The sequence below is a fragment of the Enterococcus sp. AAFC-DPL-6103 genome, assembly GCF_058216595.1.
Genome location: NZ_CM177102.1, coordinates 2,525,111 through 2,541,330 on the forward strand (window position 1 = coordinate 2,525,111; position 16,220 = coordinate 2,541,330).

The following is a 16,220-nucleotide window of genomic DNA, read 5'->3' on the forward strand; positions in this document are numbered from 1 at the left end:
CATGAATTTTTACAATTGGATAAAAATCATGATTCCACCATTTCCCTGGAATGGATGTTTTTTCCCTAGATAAATAAACTAGTAGGAGTTTTAACATTGGAAAAAAACATCGAAAAAAATAAAAATAAAAAAATAAATTTATCGCTACTAATTTGCTTAGTTGGGTTTCCACAAATCAGTGAGACAATCTATACGCCATCTTTGACAAAAATCGCTCAGAAATATGGTGTCCAACTCAATATTGCTCAAATGACGTTGAGCATCTATTTCATTTCCTTTGCACTTGGTGTCTTCTTTTGGGGAATTGGATCAGATTTTTTTGGCCGAAGAAAAGCAATGAACCTAGGAATTCTAGTGTATGTTCTTGGTTGTTTCCTCTGTTTAGCATCTAAAACTATCGAACTACTTTTTGTTGGTCGTTTCATTCAAGCATTTGGTGCAAGTACAGGATCTGTAACCACACAAACCATTTTACGTGATAACTACTCAGGCAACGAAAGACATCAATTATTTGCAAAAATTTCTGCGGCGCTCGCTTTTTCGCCAGCCATTGGTCCTTTGATTGGTGGACTTCTGGGTGAATTTTATGGATTTAGAGCTGTCTTTTTGTTCTTAGTGATTATGGGGATGATTCTTCTTTTCTGGAGTCTTAAAGGATTACCAGAAACAGCTATGTTTACTCAAACTAGAGTCGATACGAAAAAAGGTTTTTCAGTAGGTAAAAAAATGTTGTTAGATCGTTATACAATTTCATTTGGAATACTGATTGGGATTTTTAATGGGATTCTTTTTAGTTACCATTCAGAAGCACCCACGATCTTTATCGAAAAGTTTCATTTTACTCAGAGCCAATATGGGTTCATGGGAAGCATCGTGGCTTTAGCCACAGTAGTTGGTGCGTGGCTATCAAATCGCGAATTAAATCATTTAGCACCTGAAACCATTATTACAAATGGAATTAAACTTGCCTTGCTTGGAGCTATTTTCCTTGGACTAACAGCGTCTCTGCCAGTTCATTTCGTCAGCCAAGTAACGATGTACATTCTTGGGATTTTTATTTTACTGGCTGGTGTAGGTATGGCATTACCTAATTGTCTAAGCCTAGCACTTGTAAAATTTGCATCGATAGCTGGCACGGCTGGCGCATTTCTTAGTCTTGGATACTACATTGTTGTCAGCCTCTGTACTTTTTTGATCAGCTTGTTGCATAATGGTTCTCTTTTTGTACTACCACTCTTTTGCCTCGTTTTACTACTGATTTCACTGCTTTGTATCAAAAGTGTAACGATAAAAAAAGAAAAATAAGAGCCATTAATAAAAGTTGTACGAGACAATCCATTGTTTCGTACAACTTTTTAATTTATTCGATTACTCATTAATTAGAATTAACAACTTATAGCTAGTATAAATAGAGAAAAAAAGCACATAAGTTTAGTCGCAAAAGAAAACTAAACGTATATGCTTTTTTAATTGATTTACAGTTAGTCAATCGACTACAAAGAAGCTTTTACTAAACTCGTTATACTTAACGCAATGTGCGTACAAGATAAACTTCATCACAAAATCCCTTTAATCCGTTATATACTCGTTGTGCTCTCGAATAATGCTGACATAAACCAAAAACAGTTGGTCCACTACCGCTCATCAATGCCACATCCGCCCCATACTTAATCATTCGCTCTTTGATCTGATGAATCACAGGATGCCTTTTACCCGTCACATCTTCTAAACTGTTGCCCATTTTTTGAATCATTCGTTGATAATCCTGCTGCTGGATTGCTTCCACCAATCCGGCAACATCCTGATGCTGAATGGCTTGCGTGTCAAGATCTCTGAATACCGTTCGCGTGGAAACACTCATTCTTGGTTTGACTAAAATGACCCAACATTGTGGCATAGATGGAATCAGGTTTACTTTCTCCCCTTTGCCACCAATAAATGCCGTATTCCCATATACGCAGTAAGGAACATCTGTGCCAACCTCTAATCCAATTTCTGCGAGTTCTTCTAAAGAACAACCCAAATCCCACAATTGATTGATTCCGCGCAAGGCTGCAGCACAATCGGTACTACCTCCACCTAAGCCAGCAGCCACTGGAATGTTTTTTTGAACAACGATTTTAACACCCTTTTTGATTTTAAATTTATTTTTTAATAATAAGGCTGCTTGATAGACATTATTTCGTTGATCTACAGGCAAGAAAGCTTTATTTGTTTCTACAATGATTTGATCTTCAGGTAATTCTTCAAAAATCAAATGGTCTGCTAAGTCCACGCTCGACATAACCATTTCAAGTTCGTGATACCCATCTGGTCGCTTATATAATACATCCAATCCTAAATTTATTTTGGCTGGTGCTTTTTCAATTAGTTCCATACCTCTCACCCATTCGAAAAGTCTAAGTCGAAAGTATTCTATCATAGGGGAAAATAAAAGTATAGCTAACTTCCGCCTTAAATTCCTATTTCAACTAATACAAAAAGAAAAAGGAGAGGACTAGAATGAATGACATCTTATCCTCTCCTTATATCTCATACTCATTTCATTTTTATAATTCAATCAAAACTTCTTGAGCTAAACTTGGATTTTTTCCTTTTCCTCGACCAATCAGAATAAATAATTGAAGAGTTGCGAATACAAAATTGCTCCCTTTCATATAAGCAAAGTAACGACCTTCCCAATGACTGACATACTTTGATTTTCTTTCATATGTTGTTTGAAAAGCATAGAAAAAATTCCCATAATTATAAACGATATTCATCATTTTTTCTTGAATAAATGAAAAGTCTGTTTCTCCAACATTCGCCAAAGGTGCTAAACCAAGATTTGCTTCCAAGTACCCTTGTTTTTGATATTCAACAAACAAATTGGCTAACAAGTAATCACTCAATGCAACAGGTTCTCCCGGCAACACACGTAGCAAATCATATCCTACTTGTGTTTGTGTCATTGGTTGTGCTGTCACAAATCCAACTACTTGTTGCTCTTTTCGAACAACGCCCACACCACTGGTCTTCACGTACTCTGTGTCAAATCGCCCAACAGAAAAATGTTTTTCTGTTTCACCATTCAGCCAAGCTTGCGAAACCTCTTCCAGCGTTGGAAGTAGCTCATCAGGAATTTTATCATACCAAGTAAAATGATAACCCTCATTGGTTAATCGTTGGTATTCTAATTGTTGATTGAACCAAGGAACATCTGCAACCGTTAAGTCAGCAATCCCAGCTTCCCCTACTTTGACAAAACGGAAACCAACTTCATGCAACATCACGACATATTTTTCCGAAACTTTATAAAAAGCCAGTTGATAACCCAAGCAATCAGCTTTTTTGAGGAAACTTTTGGTTGCTGTTCGCCACATAGCTGGATTGCCAATTGGATTTCCCAGCACAAAGCATTTATTCCCTTTTACCTGATAGCCGAAAACTACTTGATCCTCACCTTCTTCTTGATAATAAAAATATTTATAACCAGGCAGTTGCAAATAATGACTAGAAGCAGTTCCACCATATCGATCAATCAGTCGATTCAATCTTTCTACCTCTAACTCCGTTCCAAGTTCATTCGTTGCCGTTGCTAAATATTGATATAATGCCACCAACGCTAACAACGAGATACCTAGGCCAATCAGTCCAGAAAACCAGACTTCATCTGAAGGAAACAAAATAAAATTATTTGCAGTCATTCGTCCTACCCAAAATTGTCCACTATGATAACCTGCAATTGCATAAACAATAAACAAGAAACCAAACAAGCAAGCATCAAAAACAATTGCGCCCCAAGAATAGACAAACTTTTCGCGATAAAATTCTTTGCGTGCTAGCCAAACTGCTAACAAAATGAGTACATAAACTAAAATCAATTCCCATGACAAGGTTCGAGTAATTGTATTCAAAATACCAAAAATCAGTAAGATGATAGTTGGCAAATAAGCTTTTTTCACCTTCATTGCTAAACCACGAGCCAAACCTAACAGTAAAAATCCGACAAGTAAATTGAGTGTCTGATCTAAAAAATTAAATGAAAAAGGCAATAATATTTGAAACAAGCGACTAATTGCAGATAAATTTGTAATTGTTGACAATAAAACCATCATAATTCCCGCAAAATAAACAGCACTAACTAAAATAATATGTGCCACTTTTTGGAAAAACAAGCGTGGAATATTATCAAGAAATCGGTTTACTTTTACACCTGTATGCGTAATAAACAGAAGAATCCCTGTTAAAAACGGAACTACATAATAAAATAAGCGATAATACAATAACCACACAACTGCAACATCTTGACGAACAGATAATTGACTCATGCCAAGAATCATCAACACATCAAATGTTCCCATGCCACCTGGTACCATCGTTAACATACCAATCAACGTTGCTACAATAAACATGGGATATATCGAATGAAGTGATATGTCGATTCCCATCAGCTTGCCAATCAATAAAAACACGGTTAACGCACCTGTCCACTGACCAAATGAAGCAAAAAACAAACCTGCTAAGCCTTTGGGATAAAACTCTGAAAACAGTGTTCTTCTTTTAAGATATGCAAAAAAGAAAATAACTGGTGCAACGAAACTGCCACCTAGTAGCCAAATCCAGTAACTTCGAAAAATACTTTCTGTTTGAATAAAAAAGACATCTACAAAAGTGAACAGCGACCAAACTGATAGACCCGTTATCATAAACACTGCCACTTTTGAAACGGTTGCTAGTACCTTTTTTCGATCCGTCTGTTTGCCGTAAAAATTAGCTCGCAAACTAGCGCCCACGACACCGCCAAATCCTGCCAAATTGTTGATTGTATTCGTGATCCAAGCTGCTAGAAAAAACTCTTGCCTTGGCATCTTGGGTTTTCCTTGCTTTTCCAATACGCTAAGTGTCACCCAATCATATAAAAGCATCGGCAACACGCCAAGCAATCCCAGTAACGTCATCAAAACAATGGTTACGTGATTCTGTTTATCCATCGTTTCCCAAATATCTTGCCAGCTCATGCCGTTTGCAATATTAGCAACCTGATTTGCGACAAAGACTAACACTGAACCAAAAAAAATCAACTTTAAAATCAGACTATGATTTTTCATCCATTGAAGGATCCATTGTATTTTATTTTTCACATTTTTACCTTCCATACTCATGTACTTTCATTTCATAACACTAATGTTAGCTTATTTAATTATAATTTTCCACTTTTGCTTAACACGTTACTTGCGATTCCTAGCAAACAAAGCTATTCTAAAATCAAAAGGGAGGAATTAAAATGAATATTGGATTTATTGGAACAGGAAATATGGCACAAGCAATCATTCGTGGTCTACTCGAAAAAGAAACCTTTTCAAAAAATGAGATTTTTGTTTCGAGTGGTCATTTTGAAAACGCACAAGCCTTTGCCAAACAAACAGGAGTCACTGCTTGTCAAACAAACCAAGAAGTTGCTGAACAAGTAGACATTCTTTTACTCGCAGTAAAACCCAAAATTATTTCAACCGTACTTCATGAATTACAAGACTACAGTCAAAAAATCCTTTTCATTTCTATTGCATCTGGTACAACTTTAAGTGATCTTGAAGCAGCTTTAAATAGCTCACAAGCCGCGATTGTTCGTGTTATGCCAAATGTGAATGTGAGTGTTGGTGCCGGAGTCTCAGCCATTTGTAAAAATTCTGTTGCTACAGAAGAACAATTAACACAAGCAACACAGATTTTTGAAGCAATTGGTAGTGTGTATCCTTTACCTGAATCAGATTTCAGTACTTTCATTGGCTTAGCTGGAAGTTCGCCTGCATTTGTTTACATGCTCATTGATGCTATGGGAAGAGCCGGGGTGCTCAACGGATTACCCAAAAAAATAGCCACTGAAATCTCTGCCAAAGCAATTTTAGGTTCATGTGAAAAATTCCTTGAGAGCAATGAAAATCCTTGGGAATTAGTTGACCAGGTCTCTTCTCCAGGAGGAACGACAGTTGCCGGAGTCGTTGCCCTCGAAGAAGCTGGATTTATTCCAGCAATCATCAAGGGGATCAATACTACTATTGAAAAAGATCAAGAAATGCTTGCACAAAAAGATCAAAAATAAATAAAAAAAGACCAATGACTATTTTAGTCATTGGTCTTTTTTTATTTAGCGTAATCTGTTGCTCGCGTTTCGCGAATAACGGTTACTTTAATGTGTCCAGGATAATCCAATTCTTCTTCAATTCGTTTACGGATATCTCTAACCAAACGAACTGCCTCTAAATCAGAAATCTCTTCAGGTTTTACCATTACACGTACTTCACGTCCTGCTTGTACAGCAAAACTTGAATCTACACCAGCAAAACTATTAGAAATATTTTCTAAGTTTTTAAGACGACGAATATAGTTTTCTAACGATTCACTTCGTGCACCAGGTCGAGCAGCAGATAATGCATCAGCTGCTGCCACAAGCACCGAAATAACCGATGTTGCTTCCACATCACCATGATGAGAAGCAATGGCATTGATAACCACTGGATTTTCTTTGTATTTGGCAGCTAGTTCTGCACCAATCTCAACATGGGAACCTTCAATTTCATGATCAAGTGCTTTCCCAATGTCATGTAGTAAGCCTGCGCGCTTAGCTAATTGGATATCTTCGCCTAATTCTGCAGCTAAAATCCCAGACAACTTAGCAACTTCTACTGAGTGCTTCAATACATTTTGACCATAACTTGTTCTAAATCGTAACCGTCCCAAAATCTTAATCAAATCTGGATGGAGTGTATGCGCACCAACTTCAAATGCAGCCTCTTCACCATATTCACGAATACGTTCATCCATTTCCTTACGTGATTTCTCAACCATTTCTTCAATACGAGCTGGATGGATACGCCCATCTTGAATTAATTTTTCCAACGTCATTCTTGCGATTTCTCTACGAATTGGATCAAAACCAGAAAGAACAACTGCTTCAGGAGTATCATCGATAATCAAATCAATTCCTGTCAGTGTTTCTAATGTGCGGATATTGCGTCCTTCTCTACCAATAATGCGACCTTTCATCTCATCGTTTGGCAAAGTAACAACTGATACTGTAGTTTCAGAAACTTGATCTGCTGCACAACGTTGAATAGCTAATGAAAGTAAGTTCTTCGCTTTACGATCAGCCTCTTCTTTTGCACGTTGTTCAGATTCTTTCACCATAACAGTTAACTCATGATTCAACTCTTCCTCGGTTGACTTCATGATAACATCCTTTGCATCTTCTTTAGATAAACCAGCAATTTTCTCTAATTCTTTTTGTTGATCTTCAATCAATTTTTCAACGTCTTGTTCTCGCTCTTCAATTAATTGCTGTTTTGAACTAAGTATTTCTTCTTTGCTTTCAAGTGAGTTCTCACGTTTTTCCAATGAGTCATCTTTACGATTCAATGTTTGTTCACGTTGAATCAATCGATTTTCTTGAGATTTTAATTCTAATTTACTTTCTCTCAGCTCACTTTCAACTTCAGAACGATATTTCTGATTTTCTTCCTTAGCTTCCAACAATGCTTCTTTTTTTAGAGTCTCTGCTTCTTTCTTTGCACTTTCGATAATACCTACAGCCGATGTTTTTGCACCGGCTATCTCTTTTTCGTGACGTGACTTCGCAACGACCAACCCTAAACCAAGACCGACAATTAAACCGATGATAGCGAGGAGAATGTTGAATACCATAAAATCCACCTCCATACTATCTTTTTCATTTTATCAATCACGTAGTTTTTCTGATAAACTATTTTAATCTTATCAATATGCCTACTTGCATATGTGTATAAAAAGTACACAAGTTTATTCTAATGTTTGTACCCCTTAGTGTCAACTTTAAATAAACAAAGAAACTGCTTTCTAAATTTATATTAAACGGTGGTTTTTTATTTACGAAATCAAAAAAAAGACTGACAACACTTAATTTATTAGCTGGACCTAATCTTTTTTTCTTCTCAAATATAAAGATCAAGTATTTGATTATTCTAATTGAACGAGTTAGCCATAACTGTTATATCAGAGTGCAGATCATTTAAAATATACATCAGTAATTACAAACGTTCTTTTATTTTTAACCATTTTTACTCTTGATGAGATTCTTTAAATTTTAACCATCATGTCCGACAAAAAAGGCCGAGACAGCTTGTCCCGACCTTTGAAAATCAAATCAATTATTCTTCTGTTAAAGGTAATTCTTCCTGCTCCGTTTTTTCCTCTGTTTCAGTGCCTTCGCCAATGCCATAAGCTTCGCGCACTAAGCCAGAAATCTCATTCATCATTTCTGGATGTGTAGACATATAGATTTTCGCATTTTCGCGTCCTTGACCAATACGATCTTCTTTATATGAATACCAAGCACCACTTTTATCAACGATATCTTTTTCTACCGCCATATCAAGTAGCTCTCCTTCTTGTGAAATTCCTAGTCCATACATTACATCGACTTCTGCTACTTTGAATGGTGGTGCCACTTTATTTTTAACTACTTTGATTTTTGTACGGTTTCCGACAATATCTGTTCCTTGCTTCAATTGTTCTGCGCGGCGTACTTCTAAACGAATCGTTGCATAGAACTTCAATGCGCGTCCTCCAGGTGTTACTTCTGGATTACCAAACATTACGCCTACTTTTTCACGAATTTGATTGATAAAAATTGCAATGGTTTTTGTTTTATTAATTGAACCTGATAATTTACGCAAAGCTTGAGACATCAAACGAGCTTGTAATCCAACGTGAGCGTCCCCCATTTCGCCATCAATTTCTGCTCGTGGAACTAACGCTGCTACTGAATCGACAACAACGATATCTACTGCGCCACTTGAAACTAATGCATCAGCAATTTCTAATCCTTGTTCACCTGTATCTGGCTGTGATAACAGCAATTCATCAATATTGACGCCTAATTTTTGGGCATATTGTGGGTCCAATGCATGCTCAGCATCAATAAAAGCAGCTGTCCCCCCATTTTTTTGTACTTCGGCAATTGCATGAAGTGCAACAGTTGTTTTACCAGAACTTTCTGGCCCATAAACTTCAATGATTCTGCCACGCGGATAACCGCCTACTCCTAATGCTACATCTAAAGCAAGTGAACCACTTGGAATTGTTGAAATTTGTTGGTCGATTTTCTCGCCCAACTTCATAATAGAACCTTTACCATAACTTTTTTCGATTTTTTTTAACGCAGCATCTAAAGCTGCTTTACGATCATCTGCCAATACGATAATCCTCCTTATATTCACATTAACAACGTCATTTCAATACAATTATCATAGCGGTTTTAGAATTAAAAAGCAAGAAAAACCGAACAAATATTCGCATTTTATTTTTTTCTTAAAATCCGCTTACGTAACATGCTCAATCCTTCCATTACTGCACTACGACGAATCGCTTCACGTCCGCGTGTAAATTGAAACTTAGCTGCACTTACATCATTAACTGAAGCTACAGCAATCCAAACTGTCCCAACAGATTGATTTTCTAGCATTTCTGGTCCTGCGACCCCTGTGAACGAAACTGCATAGTCCGTCTTCGCTAACTTTCTTGCTTGCTCCGCCATTTTTTCGGCACACTCTTGACTAACTGTCCCATGTTTTCTCAAAAATTGTGGGTCGATTTTTAAAAAATCGGCTTTTGTTTCTTCTGAATAGGTCACGAATCCTCCAGGGAAAACTTCAGAAACACCAGAAATTTTTCCTAATGTTGCTTGGAACTCTCCTGCAGTCAAACTTTCAGCCGCAGTCACTGTTTTTCCTCTTTCTTTTAGCAAATCAACTACAACTTTCTCCAAAGAATTATCATCCCCATAACCATAGAAATATTCGCCCACTCGCTCTTGAATTTTTTCTTCAAGTGCAAGTAACGCTTGGTTACCAGCATGTACATCATTTGTTTTAACTGTTAAACGTAAGGTAACTTCATTGGATTTCGCATAGGGTGCAATTGTTGGATTGATTTGGGTAGAAATCAGTTCAGCTAACTCTGTCACTAATTGGGATTCACCAATTCCATAAAAGCGTAGAACACGTGAAATCAATTTTTCTTTTGAAGGAAATTTTTCAATTAATAATGGGCGCACTTGCTCAATGAACATTGGCTTCAGTTCATTCGGTGGTCCAGGGAGTAGGATATAAGCATGTGATTCTTTTTGGATAAATGTCCCGACAGCTAGCCCTGTACGATTAGGTAACACAATCCCTCCTTCAATAGTTTGCGACTGTTGTAAGTTATTCACAGTCATTTGACGTTTGGTTGTTTCAAAAAATTCTAATAACTTTTGGTAAGCCTCTCTATCTTGAACTAACTCTTTACCTAAATGGTCAGCTGTTACTTCTTTTGTTAAGTCATCTTCAGTAGGACCTAATCCACCACATAAAATAATCAACTCGCTCCGTGACTCTGCTAATTCTAACAACTCATCTAATCTTTGTCTGTTGTCTCCAACCACTGTCTGATAATAAACCTCGATACCAAGATCTGCTAACTGCTCAGCCAAAAAAGTTGCATTTGTGTTGACTACTTGACCAAGAAGTAGCTCTGTTCCTACTGCAATAATCTCTGCTTTCATAAATTTGCCTCTCCCTAATAATTAATACGCTGTAACGCAAATATTTTTTATTTAAAAAAGCTTGGGACACAATTGTCGCCAAGCTTTTTTTGGAATTACATCGAACCCTTAAACACACTACTATTTTTGGCAAAGTAATCAACACCAGAATAGATAGTAAATACTAAACATGCATAAAGCATAATTTGATCTAATGGAAGACCAATCAAATTAAATGGAATATTATTGATCAGCAACAAAATAATTGCAACCATTTGTGTAGCAGTTTTCACTTTTCCAGGCCATGCAGCTGCCATTACTTCACCATGTTCAACTAATAATAAGCGTAAACCCGTTACCGCTAATTCTCGACAAACAATAATCGCAACAACCCAAGCTGGTGCCTTATCTTGTCCAACCAGCATAATAAATGCCGTCATAACTAGCATTTTATCTGCTAAAGGATCGGCAAATTTTCCAAAGTTTGTTACTAAACCTTGAGAACGAGCAATTTTTCCATCAAGCCAGTCCGTAATACTTGCAATTGCAAAAATGATTGCTCCGACTACTTGTGTTACAGCAACAGTTGTTGTTCCCACCGTTAATTGTCCCCAATCCAAGGGTACCCCTACAACAAGGATAAAGATTGGGATCATACAAATTCTTATCACAGTTAATTTATTTGGTAAATTCACACTATTGCACTCCTTTCTTGTTCATTTTACGTGAGTCTCTTTAAAGTTTCCACAGAAATAACTTACTTTTTCTACTTACAAAAAAATTATTCGTTTTACGATTGAAAAACTGCAATAAAAATCGAATGGATTTTTATTGCAGTTTTTGTCTGAACTATTCTGCATATTGGACAGTAAGGTTAACATTTTTGGGACTTAAATTATTTTCTCCAGCGTTCACTGGCACATCTTCACCATTTGCTTTAATTGCAACATTACTTGCTGCACCGATTGTCACGACTGCATTAGGTACATTGGCAGCAAGCTGTGTACTCTGTGATTCACCAACTGCAAGTGTTCCTTGGTAAACATATGCCCCGTTTACCATCACACCTACCCACACGCGATCTTTCGCTGTGAATTCCAGCGTCAAAGGCTCCGTTGCATCTGTAACATTCACATCAATCGCGTTTGCTGTATCTGTACCAGCAATAATCGTCATTTTCTTTTCCTCAGTCGTTGATTCAACTGTTGAAGATTGTACTGGTGATGACTCACTTACATGTGAAGATTGTTTTGTTTCCTCAATTGAGCCATCAACTGTCATTGATGAGCTTGCTTCACTAATAATTGGTGCTGCTTGTCGATCTTGCCACGTCATATAGCCAACCACAATCACGATTGCAACTGCGACCAATCCTAATAAAAGAACAGGCAGACTTGTCCAAAATTTACTTGGTGCAAATTCTTCTTGGTGCATTGCTTTTCGTGAACCACTCACAGTTTCCGGTTCTGGTCTTTTAATTTCTGAGCCATCAGATAATTTTCTTTTTCCATCGAAAACATCTACAAGTTTATCGCCATCTTCTCCAACAGCTTGCGCATACTGGCGAATAAATGCACGTACATAAAACTTACCAGGAAGTTGATCGAATTCGTCGTTATCAATTGCTTCGAGGTAACGTTTTTGAATTTTTGTAATTTGTTGTAATTCGTCTAAAGATATTTTTTTATTTAGACGAGCTTGCCGTAATTTTTCCCCAATGGTTTCAAAAGCCACTCGTTCATCTTCTCCAGTCTTTTTATTCTAGCCAACCACCCGTTATTGGTAATGTAATTCCGGTGATATAGGCCGCCTCTTTTTGTAATAAAAATGTCACAGCAGCAGCAATTTCTTTTGGCTGAGCTAGTCTTCCTAACGGGATCGACTCTTTTAACTCCGTTAATTCTATTTCAGACCAGTCATGATTCATCGCTGTTGCGACAGCTCCTGGCGCTATGACATTGGCCGTTATTCCTAATGTTGCCACTTCTTTTGCATAAGCCTTAACAAAGGCTTGTTGGGCACCTTTAACAGCACTGTAAACTGTTTCCATACTGCTTCCTTGCATCCCATAAACAGAACCAATAAACACAATTCTGCCATAATCAGACCGAGCAAGTTTTGATTCCAGTCTTTGCAAAAGCAATAGTGGAGATTTCACATGAATTTGCCACAGCTGATCCATATCTGGTCCCGTATATTCCTTAAACAAAGCATATTTCGTAAATCCTGATGCAAAAATGACACTGTCAACTTGAAATAATCCTTGTGTAAATTTCGGTATTTCTTCCATGTTTAACATATCTAAGGATACCATAAAAAAATCTTGCAGCGGATAACATTTTTGCAAGTCTAAAACGAAATTTAATACTTTTTTTTCATTACGATGATAGTGACAATACAATGACCAGCCCTCTTGTGCCAACTGACGACAGATTGCTTCACCAATGTCCCCACTAGCTCCCATAACTAACGCTGTTGGCATCTTACTCACCTTGTGGTTCCATATAAAATTCACTAAACGTCTCAGCTGCTAAGAAAGCTGAACCAACTGCTAATACATCAGCTAATCGAATGGATTCAATCACTTCTGGTAAATCAAATAAAGTGTACTCACCATAAAGGCTTTGCGTAAATTGGTTAGCAATATACTCAATGGAATTAAGTGATTGGAAGTATTTACCTAGCATTTTTTTCTTCAATAATTCAAGATTTTTTTCATTTACTTCTGGATCCTTCTCAAATCCAAGAACGATTTTCCGCACTTGTTGCGCAGCACGTTTTGGTTCGTCCGTATCGCCACTAAAATCAGCAAAATGAAATTCACGATCTAGACTAAATTCAAAACCAAAACTATCATCAATGATTCCTTCATTGTAAAGTTTCAAATAGTTTTGAGACGTGTTTCCCAACAATAATTGGAATAAGAGATTCAATGCTGTTTTATAGCGCATCAATTGATAGCCATCTGCTGGTAACTCGTCAACACCTTTAATCCCCAAAACGAATTTTTTACGTGTTACAGCCGCTCTTAGATGACTTTCTTCAATAATTTCATCGTTATTTTCAGGAAAATATCGCTTGATTTCTTTCACTGGTGGAAATTCTTTGCTCATTTGATTTTCTCTGATAACTTCCATTATTTTCTCTGGATCCAAATTCCCTACTAAAAACAAGACCATATTACTTGGTTGATAAAATGTGTGATAGCAAGTATACAAATCATCTGCCGTGATTTTATCAATACTATCAACCGTCCCTGCAATATCGATGTGTAAAGGATGTTTTGGATATAAGTTATTCAAAATACCAAAAAATAAACGCCAGTTAGGATCATCTTCATACATTTGGATTTCTTGTCCAATGATTCCTTTTTCTTTGTTGACTGTCTCCTCAGTAAAATATGGCGCCTGCACAAAGTCTAGTAATGTCAACAAGTTTTTTTCTACTTGATCTGTCGTTGAAAATAAATAACTTGTTTTGGTAAAGCTAGTAAAGGCATTCGCAGAAGCGCCTTGTTGCCCAAACAATTGGAAAACATCTCCGTCTTCTTTTTCAAATAACTTGTGTTCTAAGAAATGTGCAATTCCATCCGGTACCTTTGTCTTTTCATTCGCTCCATAAGGAATAAATTCATTATCGATTGAGCCATAATTCGTGCTAAATAAGCCATAGGTCTTGTGGTACTCATTTTTGGGTAATAAGTAAACGGTCAATCCATTTGGCAGCACTTCATGATAAAGCGTTTCATTAATTTGTGAATACTCGGTTTTATTCATTCATGCTTCCTCCATCTAAAAAGAAAATTGCTTGAAGCTCCACTTGATCTGCAATTTTTTGAACATCTTTGATTGTGATGCTTTCTAGTCGAGCTAACCACTCGTCATCTGTTAATTTAGTTTCCGGCAGCCAGTTGTCTAAATAAGTCGATTCGATTGCAGCTTGTGGTGCATCAAGTGATAGCAAGTATTGATTTTTCAACATTGCTTTTGTTTGAGATAAATCGAGGTCAGTTATTTCACCATTTCGTAAGCTTTCTAATTGTTTATGAATCAAATTTAAAACCTTTTCGCGATTTTTCCCATCAATTCCTGTTTGAACAGTCATAAATCCGCGGAACGTGTCTACACTGCTAGAAGCATAATAAGCCAAGCTTTCTTTTTCGCGCACATTCATAAATAATTTTGAATGTGGAAAACCACCAAATAAGCCATTGAACACCATCAGTGAAAAACGCTCAGGCTGGTTGTAGTAAACATTTGTTTGATAGGCTAAGTTTAACTTTGCTTGTACAACAGGTTCGTGCATTTGGCGTTCTTTGATTACATTTGATTGTGGTTGCGCATAAAATATTTCTGGATGTGTAAATTCGCGATCAGTAAATGGCAAAGTTTGAATTGCTTTGATGACTTCCTTCTCGTTCACATCTCCAATGACAAAAATATCGACTTGATCTTCTGCCAAGACTTTCTTGTAATACGTAGCAAGTGACTCTGCCGTAATTTCTTTTAGGTCTCTTACGGTTCCAAAACTAGGGATTCTTTGAGCATCTGCTTGCTCAAAATAGAGCCGTTGCAGTGCTAATGATGCTAATGTCTGTTTGTCTTCATCTAAACTTTCTAAATAAGTTTTCAAATTGTTTTTTTCTAAATCAAACGTTTGATTATCGAACTGCCCATCTACAATGTTTGGCGCAAAGATAACCTCTTTCAAAAAGTCAACAACTTGGAGCAGAATTTTTGAGTCATTCACATAATCACCATTAACAAAACTGATGCCTGCGTTCAGCCAATGTAAATTTCCTTTTTTGCTTACACTCCAGCCAAAACTTGCACCATATAATTCAGCTAACTTTGCGCTAAGTTGTGTCTGGTCTGGATAATTTAAGCTATTTGTTTCTAATAAACTGCTCAGTAATGATCGCTGCGTAATGACTGCTCGATCAAGACGTGTTGTGAATCGAATAAAAATTCGAATCGTTTTATATTTTTTTGTTTGTAAGACATGTAAATTCACGCCTTCTGCCAATTTATTTGTCATAAGTCGTTGCTCCTTTTATCGTTACAGTTGATTCTAGTATAGCATAGAAGCTTAGTATTCAAGCATTTAGCGAACAAAAGCGTTTATTGTTTTTATATTTTTTTATTGTTAGATATACTAAAGGTAATGAAAAAGAAAGTAGGGGTTTTATGATTAAAGAATTTAAAGAGTTTATTGTGCGAGGCGATGTGCTCGATCTAGCTGTTGGGGTTGTCATCGGGAGTGCATTCACAGGAATCGTTAATCAAATCGTAGAAGGATTGATTACACCATTAATTGGTTGGATAGTTGCTCTTATCACGGGTACTTCCGATTTGGACGGAGCGCTGTCTGTGTTAGACGTCACACCTGTCAAAGGCGTAACTTTTTCATTTGGTAATGTCGTTAGTGCTATTATTACATTTTTAATTACAGGTTTTGTTTTGTTCTTAGTGGTCAAAGCAGCAAACAAGGCAAAAGATTTACGTAAAAAAGAAGATGAAGAAGTTCTTGATGAACCAACAGCTGAACAATACTTAAGTGATATCCGCGATTTATTGGCACAACAGGTAGCTGAAGATAATGGTCGTTCAACACTTCAAGCAAAAATAGAAGACGAATCAAATACAAAATAAAAAAAGTTGAAACAACAAAAATTTGTTGTTTC

General features: G+C 36.8%; 13 protein-coding genes. 3 read left to right on the forward strand and 10 right to left on the reverse strand.

Annotated elements, in window-relative coordinates; translation table 11 throughout:
- Positions 1-96: 96 nt before the first annotated feature.
- Positions 97-1,305, forward strand: a complete 1,209-nt coding sequence (locus AC4BC3_RS12155; protein ID WP_490466627.1) for a multidrug effflux MFS transporter — start codon at positions 97-99, stop codon at positions 1,303-1,305.
- A gap of 220 nt (positions 1,306-1,525) precedes the next feature.
- On the opposite strand, the gene ispE is transcribed toward AC4BC3_RS12155, so the two are convergent.
- On the reverse strand, positions 1,526-2,377 hold the full coding sequence (ispE, locus tag AC4BC3_RS12160) for a 4-(cytidine 5'-diphospho)-2-C-methyl-D-erythritol kinase (protein WP_206910791.1): 852 nt from the start codon (positions 2,375-2,377) through the stop codon (positions 1,526-1,528).
- A gap of 172 nt (positions 2,378-2,549) precedes the next feature.
- Positions 2,550-5,123, reverse strand: a complete 2,574-nt coding sequence (mprF, locus tag AC4BC3_RS12165) for a bifunctional lysylphosphatidylglycerol flippase/synthetase MprF (RefSeq protein ID WP_206910790.1) — start codon at positions 5,121-5,123, stop codon at positions 2,550-2,552.
- A 143-nt stretch (positions 5,124-5,266) separates the two neighbouring features.
- Here mprF and proC point away from each other — a divergent pair, with 143 nt between their 5' ends.
- Positions 5,267-6,082 carry a pyrroline-5-carboxylate reductase gene (proC, locus tag AC4BC3_RS12170; protein WP_206910788.1) on the forward strand — a complete coding sequence of 272 codons (816 nt, stop codon included), beginning with the start codon at positions 5,267-5,269 and terminating at the stop codon, positions 6,080-6,082.
- Positions 6,083-6,123: 41 nt separating this feature from the next.
- Here proC and rny read toward each other — a convergent pair whose 3' ends face one another.
- The 8 genes from rny to yfmF form a co-directional block, all read right to left on the reverse strand.
- A complete protein-coding gene (gene rny / locus AC4BC3_RS12175) occupies positions 6,124-7,680 on the reverse strand; it encodes a ribonuclease Y (RefSeq protein ID WP_206910768.1) in 1,557 nt (518 codons plus the stop codon).
- Between the two features lie 482 nt (positions 7,681-8,162).
- Positions 8,163-9,209 carry a recombinase RecA gene (gene recA / locus AC4BC3_RS12180; protein WP_206910767.1) on the reverse strand — a complete coding sequence of 349 codons (1,047 nt, stop codon included), beginning with the start codon at positions 9,207-9,209 and terminating at the stop codon, positions 8,163-8,165.
- A gap of 104 nt (positions 9,210-9,313) precedes the next feature.
- On the reverse strand, positions 9,314-10,558 hold the full coding sequence (locus AC4BC3_RS12185; RefSeq protein ID WP_490466628.1) for a competence/damage-inducible protein A: 1,245 nt from the start codon (positions 10,556-10,558) through the stop codon (positions 9,314-9,316).
- Between the two features lie 95 nt (positions 10,559-10,653).
- Complete coding sequence (pgsA, locus tag AC4BC3_RS12190; RefSeq protein WP_206910762.1) at positions 10,654-11,232, reverse strand: CDP-diacylglycerol--glycerol-3-phosphate 3-phosphatidyltransferase; 579 nt, start codon at positions 11,230-11,232, stop codon at positions 10,654-10,656.
- A 154-nt stretch (positions 11,233-11,386) separates the two neighbouring features.
- The gene (locus AC4BC3_RS12195; protein ID WP_490466629.1) at positions 11,387-12,271 is read right to left on the reverse strand and encodes a helix-turn-helix domain-containing protein; all 885 of its coding nucleotides are present in this window, start codon (positions 12,269-12,271) and stop codon (positions 11,387-11,389) included.
- A gap of 22 nt (positions 12,272-12,293) precedes the next feature.
- The gene (gene ymfI, locus AC4BC3_RS12200; protein WP_206910758.1) at positions 12,294-13,019 is read right to left on the reverse strand and encodes an elongation factor P 5-aminopentanone reductase; all 726 of its coding nucleotides are present in this window, start codon (positions 13,017-13,019) and stop codon (positions 12,294-12,296) included.
- Position 13,020: 1 nt separating this feature from the next.
- Positions 13,021-14,313 carry an EF-P 5-aminopentanol modification-associated protein YfmH gene (yfmH, locus tag AC4BC3_RS12205; protein WP_490466630.1) on the reverse strand — a complete coding sequence of 431 codons (1,293 nt, stop codon included), beginning with the start codon at positions 14,311-14,313 and terminating at the stop codon, positions 13,021-13,023.
- Positions 14,306-15,574 (reverse strand): EF-P 5-aminopentanol modification-associated protein YfmF, encoded by a 1,269-nt coding sequence (gene yfmF / locus AC4BC3_RS12210; protein WP_206910754.1) that lies wholly within the window; start codon positions 15,572-15,574, stop codon positions 14,306-14,308. The genes yfmH and yfmF overlap by 8 nt, the downstream gene beginning before the upstream one ends.
- A gap of 149 nt (positions 15,575-15,723) precedes the next feature.
- On the opposite strand from yfmF, the gene mscL reads away from it, so the two are divergent.
- Entirely contained in the window at positions 15,724-16,188 is a 465-nt protein-coding gene (gene mscL / locus AC4BC3_RS12215; protein WP_490466631.1) for a large conductance mechanosensitive channel protein MscL, read from the forward strand.
- Positions 16,189-16,220 lie beyond the last annotated feature (32 nt).

Coding starts and splice junctions, on each gene's coding strand:
- rny (WP_206910768.1), bottom strand. CDS start 7,680: ATGGTATTCAACATTCTCCTCGCTATCATCGGTTTAATTGTCGGTCTT.
- ymfI (WP_206910758.1), bottom strand. CDS start 13,019: ATGCCAACAGCGTTAGTTATGGGAGCTAGTGGGGACATTGGTGAAGCA.
- proC (WP_206910788.1), top strand. CDS start 5,267: ATGAATATTGGATTTATTGGAACAGGAAATATGGCACAAGCAATCATT.
- mscL (WP_490466631.1), top strand. CDS start 15,724: ATGATTAAAGAATTTAAAGAGTTTATTGTGCGAGGCGATGTGCTCGAT.
- yfmF (WP_206910754.1), bottom strand. CDS start 15,574: ATGACAAATAAATTGGCAGAAGGCGTGAATTTACATGTCTTACAAACA.
- yfmH (WP_490466630.1), bottom strand. CDS start 14,313: ATGAATAAAACCGAGTATTCACAAATTAATGAAACGCTTTATCATGAA.
- ispE (WP_206910791.1), bottom strand. CDS start 2,377: ATGGAACTAATTGAAAAAGCACCAGCCAAAATAAATTTAGGATTGGAT.
- AC4BC3_RS12185 (WP_490466628.1), bottom strand. CDS start 10,558: ATGAAAGCAGAGATTATTGCAGTAGGAACAGAGCTACTTCTTGGTCAA.